Annotated in this window: 13 protein-coding genes; 11 read left to right on the forward strand and 2 right to left on the reverse strand. The window is 57.0% G+C overall.

All coding sequences use genetic code 11. The annotated features are described in order from the left end of the window. Positions 1-20: 20 nt before the first annotated feature. Both AC07ED_RS10395 and AC07ED_RS10400 read right to left on the reverse strand, forming a co-directional pair. Positions 21-233 (reverse strand): DUF2842 domain-containing protein, encoded by a 213-nt coding sequence (locus AC07ED_RS10395; RefSeq protein WP_105235723.1) that lies wholly within the window; start codon positions 231-233, stop codon positions 21-23. Continuing rightward, positions 233-1,528: an adenylosuccinate synthase gene (locus tag AC07ED_RS10400; RefSeq protein ID WP_067549976.1), complete on the reverse strand. Its 1,296-nt coding sequence runs from the start codon at positions 1,526-1,528 to the stop codon at positions 233-235. The genes AC07ED_RS10395 and AC07ED_RS10400 overlap by 1 nt, the downstream gene beginning before the upstream one ends. 242 nt (positions 1,529-1,770) lie before the next feature. Between AC07ED_RS10400 and secG the strand changes: the two genes are divergently transcribed. From secG to AC07ED_RS10455, 11 genes are all read left to right on the forward strand, one after another. Beyond that, positions 1,771-2,142, forward strand: coding sequence for a preprotein translocase subunit SecG (secG, locus tag AC07ED_RS10405; protein ID WP_105235724.1), 372 nt, complete (start codon positions 1,771-1,773; stop codon positions 2,140-2,142). A 175-nt stretch (positions 2,143-2,317) separates the two neighbouring features. Beyond that, positions 2,318-3,961, forward strand: coding sequence for a CTP synthase (locus AC07ED_RS10410; RefSeq protein ID WP_105235725.1), 1,644 nt, complete (start codon positions 2,318-2,320; stop codon positions 3,959-3,961). A 98-nt stretch (positions 3,962-4,059) separates the two neighbouring features. Then, positions 4,060-4,842: a 23S rRNA (adenine(2030)-N(6))-methyltransferase RlmJ gene (locus AC07ED_RS10415; protein WP_105235726.1), complete on the forward strand. Its 783-nt coding sequence runs from the start codon at positions 4,060-4,062 to the stop codon at positions 4,840-4,842. Between the two features lie 42 nt (positions 4,843-4,884). Beyond that, positions 4,885-5,322, forward strand: a complete 438-nt coding sequence (locus tag AC07ED_RS10420; RefSeq protein ID WP_105235727.1) for a tellurite resistance TerB family protein — start codon at positions 4,885-4,887, stop codon at positions 5,320-5,322. Positions 5,323-5,467: 145 nt separating this feature from the next. Then, positions 5,468-6,241: an ABC transporter ATP-binding protein gene (locus AC07ED_RS10425; RefSeq protein WP_105235728.1), complete on the forward strand. Its 774-nt coding sequence runs from the start codon at positions 5,468-5,470 to the stop codon at positions 6,239-6,241. Between the two features lie 119 nt (positions 6,242-6,360). Further along, complete coding sequence (locus tag AC07ED_RS10430) at positions 6,361-7,089, forward strand: transporter substrate-binding domain-containing protein (RefSeq protein WP_105235729.1); 729 nt, start codon at positions 6,361-6,363, stop codon at positions 7,087-7,089. Between the two features lie 78 nt (positions 7,090-7,167). Beyond that, entirely contained in the window at positions 7,168-8,052 is an 885-nt protein-coding gene (locus AC07ED_RS10435; protein ID WP_105236389.1) for an ABC transporter permease, read from the forward strand. Continuing rightward, positions 8,049-8,855, forward strand: a complete 807-nt coding sequence (locus AC07ED_RS10440; RefSeq protein WP_105235730.1) for an ABC transporter permease — start codon at positions 8,049-8,051, stop codon at positions 8,853-8,855. The genes AC07ED_RS10435 and AC07ED_RS10440 overlap by 4 nt, the downstream gene beginning before the upstream one ends. A gap of 178 nt (positions 8,856-9,033) precedes the next feature. Then, entirely contained in the window at positions 9,034-10,368 is a 1,335-nt protein-coding gene (locus AC07ED_RS10445; protein ID WP_067549992.1) for a glutamine synthetase family protein, read from the forward strand. Positions 10,369-10,428: 60 nt separating this feature from the next. After that, positions 10,429-11,115: a type 1 glutamine amidotransferase gene (locus tag AC07ED_RS10450; protein WP_105235731.1), complete on the forward strand. Its 687-nt coding sequence runs from the start codon at positions 10,429-10,431 to the stop codon at positions 11,113-11,115. After that, positions 11,112-12,470, forward strand: coding sequence for a glutamine synthetase family protein (locus AC07ED_RS10455; protein ID WP_105235732.1), 1,359 nt, complete (start codon positions 11,112-11,114; stop codon positions 12,468-12,470). The genes AC07ED_RS10450 and AC07ED_RS10455 overlap by 4 nt, the downstream gene beginning before the upstream one ends. Positions 12,471-12,640 lie beyond the last annotated feature (170 nt).

A 12,640-nucleotide genomic window follows, 5' to 3' on the forward strand; every position in this document is an offset into this window, starting at 1 on the left:
ACGTTTGATATCGCGAGTGCTTATTTCTGATCAGGATCTTCTTTGCCGATCCCGAGAAAGACCCATTTAAACGGCAACGCCCATGCAAGACCCAAGATCACGTAAGTGGGCAGCTCTAACCATTTTGGCAGGCGGTCGATGTTCGACATCACCGTCACCGCGAAAATGACATAGAGCGGCATCCCCACAATGAGGATCAAGAGCGACAGGCGTTTCCGTTTCTTATAGTCCATCAGTCAGCAAACGGGTCAGTAACAAGGATCGTATCGTCACGCTCTGGCGAGGTCGACAGAAGCGCCACAGGGCATTCAATCAGCTCTTCAACGCGTTTGACGTATTTGATCGCATTTGCGGGCAGATCGTTCCACGACCGTGCGCCTTCGGTCGATTCCGACCAGCCCGGCATTTCTTCGTAGATCGGTGTGCAACGCGCTTGTTCGTCGGCTGCGGTCGGCAGGTAATCCATTTGCTTACCGTCGAGGTCGTAACCCACACAGATTTTCAGCGTCTCGAAACCGTCCAAAACGTCCAGCTTGGTCAGCGAAATACCAGTGATGCCCGAGGTCGCGCAGGTCTGGCGAACCAGAGCAGCGTCGAACCAACCACAGCGGCGCTTACGGCCAGTGGTGGTGCCAAACTCATGGCCGCGTTCGCCCAGACGGTCGCCATCAGCGTCGTGCAGTTCGGTTGGGAACGGACCTTCGCCAACGCGGGTGGTGTAAGCTTTGACGATGCCGAGAACATAGTCGATCGAACCCGGGCCAATGCCAACGCCCGTTGCCGCCTGACCTGCGATAACGTTCGAGGAGGTCACAAACGGATATGTGCCGAAATCGATGTCGAGCAGCGCGCCTTGTGCACCCTCAAACAGGATACGCTTACCAGCTTTGCGCTTTTCGTTCAGAACCTTCCAAACAGGCGCCGCAAATTCCAGAACCGACGGAGCGATGTCTTTGAGTTGCTGGATCAGGTCGTCACGGTTGACCTCTTCCATACCCAGACCTTTGCGGAGCGGGTTGTGGTGCTGCAGTGCACGGTCAACGCGGGCGATGAGGGTTGCCTCATCCGCGAGGTCAGCAACGCGAATTGCGCGGCGGCCTACTTTATCCTCATAGCACGGGCCAATGCCGCGACCGGTGGTGCCGATCTTTGTGCCTTGGCTTGCGGCTTCTTCGCGAGCGCGGTCGAGTTCGCCGTGGATCGGCAGGATCAGCGGAGTGTTTTCCGCGATCATCAACGTTTCTGGCGTGATTTCCACGCCCTGCTCACGAACGGTTGCGATCTCTTTGACGAGGTGCCACGGATCAAGAACAACACCGTTACCAATAACCGAAAGCTTACCGCCACGCACAACGCCAGACGGCAGCACGTGCAGTTTATAGACTTTACCGTCGATAACGAGCGTATGGCCTGCATTGTGACCGCCCTGAAAACGCGCGATCACGTCAGCGCGTTCCGACAACCAGTCTACAATCTTACCTTTTCCTTCGTCGCCCCACTGAGCGCCGACGACAACTACGTTGGCCATACCTGAGTCTCCTCGATTTCCGGCTCAAAACCCGCGCCCGTATAACGGGGTAGAACGAGGCAGGAAACCGCAATCTGTCATAGAACCGATACGAATGCGTGTTTCGTCCAATTTAATGTGCTGACTTACCCGTCAAAGGTGCAAGACTGCAGAAAACCGACACTCGGTCACGTTGAGGGGTTGCGGGGAACGCACTGACCTTCTAGATACCCACCGTTCACGAAAGTGCAGAGAAGAGCCCTATGGAAAGCGTCGTACTGGTCATCCACCTGATCCTCGCCCTCAGCCTCATTGGCGTTGTGCTAATGCAGAAGTCTGATGGCGGCGGCCTCGGCATGGGCAGCGGCGGCGGCAATGGCCTCGTTTCTGCTCGTGGTGCGGCAACTGCACTGGGTAAAGTGACTTGGGGTCTGGCGGCTGCGTTTATCGTAACCTCGATCACCCTGACAATCATCGCAAAGCAGAACGCAAGCACCGCGTCTGCACTTGATACTGCGGTTCCTGCTGCGGTCGAAGATGCCCCTGCGGCTGATGCGCCTGCACTGCCGGGCTTGGGTAGCGACCTGCTTCCGCCGTCGGTTGACAGCACTCTGCCGCCGGCACCTGCAAACTAAGCCTTACCACTACGTATAGGTTTTGGGGCATTTGCCCCAACATCATGTTGCGTACCCGGTTGCGTTCGCGGGGCGATTCCGGTTATACTTAACTCCCGTGATACTGCGTTTTGTTCGATAGATTCGGACAGCGTTTCCACATGATTTCGGATTGACTCACGGGGGATGCCTGACCATGGCACGTTTCATTTTTATTACTGGTGGTGTTGTGTCCTCCCTCGGCAAGGGGCTTGCTTCTGCTGCTCTCGGGTCGCTGTTGCAGGCGCGTGGCTATTCGGTCCGCCTGCGCAAGCTTGACCCCTACCTGAACGTTGACCCAGGCACGATGTCCCCGTTTGAACATGGCGAAGTGTTCGTGACCGACGACGGTGCAGAAACCGACCTCGACCTTGGTCACTACGAGCGCTTCACTGGCGTTCCTGCCCGCAAGACCGATTCTATTTCGTCGGGCCGCATCTATTCGAACGTTCTCGAAAAAGAGCGTCGTGGCGATTATCTGGGTAAAACCATTCAGGTGGTTCCGCACGTCACCAACGAAATCAAAGACTTTATCCGCATCGGCGAAGACGAAGTTGATTTCATGCTCTGCGAAATCGGCGGCACCGTGGGCGACATCGAAGGCCTGCCCTTCTTTGAAGCGATCCGTCAGTTCATCCACGAAAAACCGCGTGGCGAATGCATTCTGATGCACCTGACGCTGCTGCCCTACCTCGCTGCATCGGGCGAATTGAAAACCAAACCGACCCAGCACTCTGTTAAAGAGCTGCAATCCATCGGTCTGGCCCCCGACGTACTGGTCTGCCGTTCCGAACAGCCGATCCCAGAGCGTGAGCGCGAAAAGATCGCCCTGTTCTGTAACGTCCGCAAAGAGCACGTTGTTGCAGCCTACGACCTGAAGTCGATTTATGAGGCTCCGCTGGCTTACCACGGCGAAGGTCTGGATCAGGCAGTTCTCGATTGCTTTGGCATTGCGCCCGCACCGAAACCGAACCTCGATCGTTGGCTCGACGTTCAAGACCGTATTCACAACACCGACGGCGAAGTGAACGTCGCGATTGTTGGGAAATACGTGCAGCTTGAGGACGCCTATAAGTCGATCAAAGAAGCACTGGTTCACGGTGGCATGGCGAACCGCGTTAAGGTCAACGTCAATTGGGTCGACGCAGAAGAATTCGACCGCGAAGACGTTGGTGAGCACCTGTCGGGCTACCACGCAATTCTGGTTCCGGGTGGCTTTGGCGAACGCGGCACCGAAGGCAAAATCAAAGCAGCGCAATTCGCACGTGAACGTAACATCCCGTATCTGGGCATCTGCCTCGGTATGCAGATGGCGGTGATCGAAGCAGCACGCAACGCGGCTGGCATCGCCAAAGCAGGGTCGGAAGAGTTTGACCACGAAGCAGGCGAAAAGCGTTTCGAACCTGTTGTTTACCACCTCAAAGAGTGGGTTCAGGGCAACCACACCGTGACCCGCAAAGCGGATGACGCGAAGGGCGGCACGATGCGTCTGGGCGCCTATAACGCGACGCTCCTCGATGGGTCCAAAGTGGCGAACATCTACGGCGAGACCAAAATCGAAGAACGTCACCGTCACCGCTATGAAGTCGACGTAAAATACCGCGAGAAACTGGAAGAGGCAGGTCTGTGCTTCTCTGGTATGTCGCCCGATGGTCGTCTGCCTGAAATCGTTGAGTGGAAAGACCACCCGTGGTTCATCGGCGTTCAGTTCCACCCAGAGCTCAAATCCAAGCCGTTCGAACCGCACCCGCTGTTTGCGGACTTCGTTCGGGCCGCGGTCGAAAACTCGCGGTTGGTTTAACGGATTACGGCGCCTTAGGGCGCCGTGTTTCATTGGGGGCGCTGCCCCCGTCTGCGATGCAGACTCCCCCGGGATATTTGGGGCACAAAGGCAGGGCGATGCTTTCTTATCAACATATCTATCACGCTGGAAATTTAGCTGATGTGCAAAAGCACGCGCTATTGGCCTGGGTGCTGGCCTATCTGACCAAGAAAGATAAGCCGCTGACCTATGTTGAGACCCATGCGGGGCGCGGACTTTATGATCTTGGGTCGTTTGAAGCGTTGAAGACAGGGGAAGCGGCCGCAGGGATCGCGGTTGCGGAAGAGCGGGGTTGGTTCAAGCCGGATCATCCTTATGCGAAGGTCTTGAAGAGTGTTCGTGATGAACATGGGCGCGACGCCTACCCTGGATCGCCGCTGGTTGCGGCTGGTGTTCTGCGGGCGATGGACAACCTTCAGTTGGCCGAGTTGCACCCCAAGGAATTCGCAGCACTTGACGAGTTGATGGCGGGGCGTGCAGTTCGGGTAAAACGGGACGGCGTGGAATATGCGAAGTCCATCTTGCCGCCAGATCCAAGGCGCGGTGTGCTGCTCGTTGATCCCCCCTATGAGATCAAAGACGACTACAAAACGATGGCGGACCTTTTGGTGCAGGTGCACAAAAAGTGGAACGTGGGCGTTTTGATGCTCTGGTATCCGATCCTCAAGGATGGGCCGCATAAGCCAATGCTGCGCACGTTAGAACAGGCAATTCCCGATGGAATTCGACACGAGGTGAAGTTCCCGCCTGCGCGCGACGGGCACCGCATGATCGGATCGGGGATGTTTGTGGTGAATGCGCCCTATGGGTTCACCGAAGAATCGGCGCGTCTATCCAAGCTCTTTGGCACTTTGGCGTGAGCGGGACTTTCCCACGGGTCTACAGGGGCTTATACCTCTCTTATGATAGCTGATTTCCTGCGGCGTCTGACCGCCCCCGCCCAAGACCCCCTGTCCGATGTGGATGCCCGCCGTGCGATCGGTGCGCTTTTGGTTCGGATCGCGCGGTCCGACAACCACTACGCCCCCGACGAAAAGGCGCGGATTGATCGGATTTTGGGCGCTCGGTTTGGGCTGAATGAGGCAGAGGCGAAGGCACTCCGCGAGGAATGCGAAACGATTGAGGCCGAGGCGCCTGACACTGTTCGTTTCACCCGCGTGATCAAAGAAGCCATTCCGCTGGACGACCGCGAAGCCGTGGTGCGTGCCATGTGGGAGGTCGTTTTGACTGACGGTTCACGGGACCAGCATGAGGACGCGTTGATGCGGATGGTCGCGCCGCTGCTTGGTTTTACCGATCAGGACAGCAACCGCATCCGTATCGCGATTACGAAAAACTAATCGCACCTTAAGCGAGCAAAATGCACAAAACGGGCAAATGGATTGCGCAAATCGGTCGAGTGGCCCTAACGTCAACCCATAATGGACGTTGCGCTGGACAGAAAATTCCGCACTACTCCGCAGCCAAACAGGGAATACAGACGCCGTGACTTTGAACAGCCCCGTCATCGAAATTCGCAACCTACACAAGGCCTATGGCGCCTTGGAGGTGCTCAAGGGTGTGGATATTAGCGCCGAGGCCGGACAGGTCATTTCGCTCATTGGCTCGTCAGGGTCAGGGAAGTCGACGCTGTTGCGCTGCGCCAACCTTTTGGAAGACAGCCAAAAAGGCGACATCCTGTTCAAGGGTGAGCCTGTTGCGTGGAAAGGCGAAGGCCTGCTGCGTCGACCTGCGGATCGCAAACAGCTGCTTCGTATTCGGACGAACCTGTCGATGGTGTTCCAACAGTTTAACCTTTGGGCGCATATGACCGTTCTGCAGAACGTGATGGAGGCGCCTGTGACCGTGCTGGGCCGTGACAAAGCTGAAGTCGAAGAAAAGGCGCGGATGTATCTCGATAAAGTGGGCATCGGCGACAAATGCGATGTTTATCCAGCGCAGATGTCGGGCGGGCAGCAGCAACGTGCGGCAATCGCGCGCGCGCTCTGCATGGAGCCTGAGGCGCTATTGTTTGACGAACCGACCTCGGCTCTGGACCCAGAGCTAGAGCAGGAAGTGGTGAAAGTGATCCGCGGACTGGCCGAAGAAGGCCGCACGATGATGATTGTGACCCACGATATGCGGATGGCACGGGATATCTCTGATCATGTCGTGTTCTTGCACCAAGGCTTGATCGAAGAAGAAGGCGCACCAGATGCGCTCTTTGGAGCGCCGAAATCCGAGCGTCTCCAACAATTTTTGTCGCATTCGCTCCATTAAGGGGCCGTGCTGATTGACCCGATGGTCAATTTTGGCACGATGCGTCACACAGACAACCACAAAGTCCCGTTAAGGGGCGATTCCACGGGCAACAGCCCACCAACCTTTGGGAGAGACCAATGAAAACCCTTATCCTCAGCACCGCGATTGCCGCGCTGGCCGCTGGCGCAGCTCTGGCTGAAGGCCATGGCGCAACCGTTCGCATGGGCACCGAGGGCGCCTACCCTCCGTACAACTTCATCAACGACGCTGGCGAAGTTGACGGTTTCGAGCGCGAGCTGGGCGACGAACTGTGCGCACGCGCTGAACTGACCTGTGAGTGGGTGACCAACGATTGGGATTCGATCATCCCGAACCTCGTATCGGGCAACTACGACACCATCATCGCTGGCATGTCGATCACCGACGAGCGTAAGCAAGTCATCGACTTCACCGAAAACTACACCCAGCCTGATCCGTCGGCATTCGTCGCTGTTGCAGGCAACGATGTTGACCTCGCTGGCGCAGTGATCGCAGCACAGGCTGCAACCATTCAGGCGTCTTACGTTGCTGAAATGGGCGCAACCCTGCTCGAGTTCGCGACTCCGGAAGAGTCGATTGCAGCAGTTCGCAACGGCGAAGCTGATGCGGTTCTCGCTGACAAAGCGTTCCTTGCTCCTGTCGTAGAAGCCGAAGCAGACCTCGCATTCACTGGTGACGACGTTCTCATCGGTGGCGGCGTTGGCATGGGCGTTCGTCAGTCGGATACCGAACTGCGCGACAAATTCACCGCTGCGATCCAGTCGATGAAAGCAGACGGCTCGCTCAACGCGCTGATCGCTAAATGGGAAATCGGCGAGCAGTTCTAATCGCCTGACCTAAATACCGCGGGGCGACTGACACCAGTCGCCCCGTTTTCTCTATCCTCTCAACAGACGGTGGCAGCTATTTTCAGTTTCTGTTCCGATCCAGCCTCGCTCGAAGGCATCGAATGGCTCAGCTGCTATTTGATCACAGGCAAACATCTGGGGATCTACTGGTCTATTGGGACGGTCCTGTTGTTGCTGGCCATCACAGCACCTGTTGCGCTGTTTTTCGGCTTTGCAGGGGCAAGCGCCGCACGCTCGCGTATCCTTCCGATTGCTTGGTTCGGGAAGGGATATACCGCGATCGTTCGAGGCGTGCCCGATATCGCCTTTTTCCTATTCTTCGTCATCGCGCTCGATCAGTTTTTTGAGTGGATACGGCACGAGGTGAAATGTCCCGACTGGGATATGCCGATCCGACAGGGCAACGATTTCGTCGTCTGCCCCGAGGCAAAGCTACCCTTGGGGACGGCCCCACAGTGGGTGCATGAAACCTACGGCTTCTCTCTTGCCGTTCTCACCTTTGCGATCGTGTTTGGGGCCTTTGCAGCGAACGTTCTGTCGGGCGCAATGCGGGCCGTGCCACATGCCCAGCTCGAAACGGCCGAGGCATACGGCATGACACAGCGCCAAACCTTTTGGCGCGTGCTGGTCCCGCAGATGTGGGTCTACGCCCTGCCCGGTCTGTCGAACCTCTGGATGGTTTTGATCAAAGCCACGCCGCTGCTGTTCCTCCTCGGTGTTGAGGACATCGTGTATTGGGCCCGCGAGCTCGGCGCGACTAAGACCGCAAAGTTCACCGAATACCCTCACGGCGATTGGCGGATGTGGTATTTCCTCGCCCTCTTGGTCTTCTATCTCGGCTTCACCAAAGTGTCCGAAGTCGTGCTCGATAAAATCATGTCGCGCCTCACACGTGGTCAAGCGACCGCCGCTGGCGAAGCCCAGAGAAAGGCCGCAGCATGACCTGTTGGGATATCCTATCGGACTACGGCTTGCGCAGCTTGGGCATTGGCGAACGGCTGCTGCCGCGTGATAATTTTACCATCTGTCAGCAGGTCGTGCTGATCGGATCGGGGATGATCTGGAACACCTACTTTGGCCTTTTGGCGCTGGTGTCTGGGTTCTTCTTGGCCGTGGCGACCGCAGTTGGCAAAGCGCACCACAACCCGATGTTCCGCAAACCCGCTGAATGGTTCATCTTTGTGTTCCGTGGATCGCCGCTGTTCATCCAGTTCTTCTTTGCCTACTTTACCTTCCAGAGCCTCAAGGGCGCCTATCCGATCTTTACCCCGCTGACCTCGGCATGGCTCGGCGCGTTGATCGTGTTGTTCCTCAACACGGCGGCCTATTCTGCAGAGATCTTTTACGGCGCACTGATGTCGATCCCCAAAGGCGATATTGAGGCCGCAGATGCATACGGCATGTCGGGCTGGAAAAGGTTCCGTCGGATCACCTTCCCGACCATGCTCCGCCTCGCGTGGCCTGCCTACACGAACGAAGCGATCTTCTTGTTCCACGCCACAACGCTGGTTTTCATGTCGGGCTTTCCTGCTCGCAGCCAGATGGGTGATGCGCTCTATTACGCGAGCTATTTTGCGGACAAAACGTTCAACCCGTTTATCCCTTACCCGATCCTCGCTGGGTTCTTTATCCTACTGACGCTGACCGTGATCGGCACCTTCGGGCTGATCAACAAACAGCTTAACCGCCATTTGCCGCAAACAAATCGTGCTAAAATACGCTTGCGTCTAAATCTGATCCGGTAGTATACATAATTTGATCAAATTTACCGGGTGGGTCCGCGCGAGCGGCAGCTACAACCCAAGCGACGGGGTTTGATCCGATCAATGAAGGGCCAAGGGCATGGACCTGTGACGTGGCTGCGTATTCCGCGCGCCACCCCGTACCATTGCCTTGTCAACGGCCCTCTTAAACGGGTGAGACATGAGTAGTTGGCTGGACGAGAATCCGCATATCCGCAGCATTCGCGCGGGCGCTGCCGACCTTAACGGTCAGGCACGGGGCAAACGCATCCCTGTAAAATTTGCGCGTAAGATGGAAACCGAAGGCATGCGGTTCCCGCTGTCCGTTTTAAACCTCGATATCTGGGGCGAAGACGTAGAAGACAGCCCCTTGGTTTTCGAAGTTGGCGACCCCGACGGGATGCTTTTCCCGACCGAGCGCGGCTATGTTCCAATGCCGTGGCTTCAGACACCGTCGGCGCTTTTGCCGATGTGGATGTTCACCGAAGAGGGCGTGCCGTTTGACGGTGATCCGCGCCACGCCTTGTCGCGTGTCGTCAAACGCTATGCCGAGTTGGGCCTGAAACCTGTTGTTGCTTTCGAGATGGAATTCTACCTCATCGATGACAGTGGCAAAGAAATCCAGCAGCCGAAAAGCCCTCGGTCAGGAAAACGCCGCGCGGGTGGCGAAATCCTGTCGCTGCGTGCGCTGGATGCCTTCGATAACTTCTTTAACGACCTCTATGACGCTTGCGACCTGATGGAGATCGAAACTGAGGCGGCGACCTCTGAGGTTGGTGTCGGCCAGTTCGAAATGAACCTCGTCCACGTGGCCGACGCCCTGAAAGCCGCTGATGACGCCTATCTGTTCAAGATGCTTGTGCGTGGTCTTGCCCGTAAACACGGGATGGCAGCGTCCTTTATGGCGAAACCCTATGAGGAATACGCAGGCAACGGTCTGCACGTCCATTTCTCGGTCGTGGATGAGGACGGGAATAACGTCTTTGCCGATGGCAGCTTTGAGGGCACGGATACGCTCAAGCACGCGATCGCGGGCTGTCTGCGTGGCATCCCTGATCTGGCGTTGGTCTTTGCACCGCATGAAAACTCGTATGCGCGTCTGGTGCCCGAAAGCCATGCTCCAACGGGCATTTGCTGGGCCTACGACAACCGCACAGCGTCAATCCGCGTGCCAGGGGGTAACCCCGCTGCACGTCGGATCGAACACCGCGTGGCAGGGGGCGATGTGAACCCCTATCTGTTCCTCGCTGCAGTGCTGGGGTCGGCTCTGGTTGGGATTGAGGACAAACTCACCCCGCCGCCGCCCATCAGCGGCAACGCTTACGAACAGGAAATGGCGCAGATCCCCGATACATGGGCCCAAGCCATTGATCGGTTCGAGACGTCTTTCCTTGCGGAACGTGTCTTTCCACGGACACTGATTGACAACCTTGTGATGACGAAGCGCCAAGAACTCCATTATCTGGGCGAGTTGTCGGAACAGGAAATCCTAGACCTTTATCTGGATACCGTCTGACCCATTGCCGCCTGTGAAAACCGCAGGTAGCCTGAGTTAACGCTCCTTATTTGGTGACTTATGAAGATCGGCATTCTGATCGCAGGGCATTCGCCCGAAAACCTAAGGCCGGAACACGGCGAATACGACGTGTTCTTTCAAAACCTGCTGGCTGGTCAGGGGTTTACCTTTCAAACGTGGTTTGCCGTTGATGGCGAATTGCCCCATGACGTGCATTCGGCGGATGGCTGGCTGATCTCTGGATCGCGCCACGGCGCATATGAGGACTTGCCGTTCATTCCGCCGCTCGAAGACTTCATTCGCGCGGTCTATGCGGCGGCTGTTCCTCTGGTCGGGATTTGTTTTGGCCACCAGATCATCGCCCAAGCCCTCGGCGGTAAGGTCGAAAAGTCCGATAAGGGCTGGATGGTTGGCCGTCAGGTCTACAACTTCGAAGGCGAGGCTGTGGCGCTTAACGCGTGGCATCAGGACCAAGTGGTCGAATTGCCCAAAGATGCCAAAGTCATCGCCTATAACGACACCTGCCCCTATGCCGCGCTTGGCTATGGGCATAAAGCGTTCACCGTGCAGGCGCACCCTGAGTTCTCGAACGGTTTCCTCGGCAAATTGGCCGAAAGCCGTGGGCGGGGCGTGGTGCCTGATCCGCTGATCGATACTGCGATCGAAAACACGGAAAAGCCGACCGATAGCGCCATTCTGGCCCGTCGCATCGGCGCATTTTTTAAACAGAAAGAGCCACAGTCATGACCGACTGGACTGAAAAATTACCCGAGGCGGCTCAGGAATACCTGAAGGACCGCCGTTTAGACGAAGTTGAATGTATTATCGCCGATATGCCCGGCATTGCCCGCGGCAAGGCCGTTCCCGCGTCCAAGTTCGCGCGCCAAGAATACTTTCACCTGCCCGACAGCATCTTTTACCAAACCATCACAGGTGAGTGGGGGGATGCAGCGGGCGAGGACGGCTTTATCGAACGCGATATGATCCTGAAGCCTGACTACGACACAGCGACCGCTGCACCGTGGACGGGCGACTGGACGCTGCAGGTGATCCACGACGCCTACGACCGCAAGGGCAACCCGATCGAATATGCGCCCCGCAACGTTCTGAAACGAGTGGTGGAACTCTATCGCAAGCAAGGGTGGGAGCCCGTCGTCGCGCCCGAGATGGAATTCTATCTCGTCGCTCGCAACCTCGACCCCGCAAAGACAATCGAGCCGATGATGGGCCGCTCTGGTCGCCCAGCTGCGGCGCGTCAGGCCTATTCGATGACCGCAGTTGACGAATTCGGCCCTGTGATCGACGACATCTACGACTTTGCCGAAGCTCAAGGGTTCGAGATCGACGGCATCACCCAAGAGGGCGGCGCAGGTCAGCTAGAGATCAACCTCCAGCACGGCGACCCTGTGAAACTGGCTGACGAGGTGTTCTACTTCAAACGCCTGATCCGCGAAGCCGCACTGCGCCACAACTGCTTTGCGACTTTCATGGCAAAACCGATTGCCGATGAACCCGGCAGCGCGATGCACATCCACCATTCGGTCAAAGAGATCGAAACGGGTCAGAACATCTTCTCTGGTCCGCAGGGTGGCGAAACGGACGCGTTCTATCACTTCATCGGTGGGATGCAGAAATACCTGCCTTCCGCGATTGCAGTGATGGCGCCCTATGTGAACAGCTACCGCCGTTATGTGCGCGACCATGCCGCCCCGATCAACCTTGCGTGGGGCCGCGATAACCGCACGACGGGTATCCGCGTGCCGCTCTCTGGTCCGTCCTCGCGTCGAATTGAGAACCGCTTGGCTGGGATGGACTGTAACCCATACCTTGGCATCGCGGCGTCCTTGGCGTGCGGCTATTTGGGCATGATGGAAGAACACCGCGCAGGTCCGTCGTTCAAAGGCGATGCCTATGAGGGTGACGAAGATCTGCCGCGCGTGATGGGTGACGCTCTCGACCTGTTTGAAGAGGCGACCACCCTGCACGACATCCTCGGCCCAGAATTCGCACGCGTCTATTCCATCGTGAAACGCGCCGAATACGAAGAATTCCTACAGGTGATCAGCCCGTGGGAACGTGAACATTTGCTGTTGAACGTCTGATGAAACCAACCCGCCGCCCGACAAAGATGGAAAAACCAACCGGACCACGGTCGGCGGGGATGTTTTCGCATGGGGGGAAGGCTCAGAAATCCGCAGGACGGTTGAGCATGAAAAACAGCCCCTCCCTCAACGGCATTTCGGCCTTTCGCGAAGATAAGGTCGAGGTCGCG

This window comes from Aestuarium zhoushanense (genome assembly GCF_056431045.1).

Coding starts and splice junctions, on each gene's coding strand:
- AC07ED_RS10395 (WP_105235723.1), bottom strand. CDS start 233: ATGGACTATAAGAAACGGAAACGCCTGTCGCTCTTGATCCTCATTGTG.
- AC07ED_RS10400 (WP_067549976.1), bottom strand. CDS start 1,528: ATGGCCAACGTAGTTGTCGTCGGCGCTCAGTGGGGCGACGAAGGAAAA.
- secG (WP_105235724.1), top strand. CDS start 1,771: ATGGAAAGCGTCGTACTGGTCATCCACCTGATCCTCGCCCTCAGCCTC.
- AC07ED_RS10410 (WP_105235725.1), top strand. CDS start 2,318: ATGGCACGTTTCATTTTTATTACTGGTGGTGTTGTGTCCTCCCTCGGC.
- AC07ED_RS10415 (WP_105235726.1), top strand. CDS start 4,060: ATGCTTTCTTATCAACATATCTATCACGCTGGAAATTTAGCTGATGTG.
- AC07ED_RS10420 (WP_105235727.1), top strand. CDS start 4,885: ATGATAGCTGATTTCCTGCGGCGTCTGACCGCCCCCGCCCAAGACCCC.
- AC07ED_RS10430 (WP_105235729.1), top strand. CDS start 6,361: ATGAAAACCCTTATCCTCAGCACCGCGATTGCCGCGCTGGCCGCTGGC.
- AC07ED_RS10440 (WP_105235730.1), top strand. CDS start 8,049: ATGACCTGTTGGGATATCCTATCGGACTACGGCTTGCGCAGCTTGGGC.
- AC07ED_RS10445 (WP_067549992.1), top strand. CDS start 9,034: ATGAGTAGTTGGCTGGACGAGAATCCGCATATCCGCAGCATTCGCGCG.
- AC07ED_RS10450 (WP_105235731.1), top strand. CDS start 10,429: ATGAAGATCGGCATTCTGATCGCAGGGCATTCGCCCGAAAACCTAAGG.
- AC07ED_RS10455 (WP_105235732.1), top strand. CDS start 11,112: ATGACCGACTGGACTGAAAAATTACCCGAGGCGGCTCAGGAATACCTG.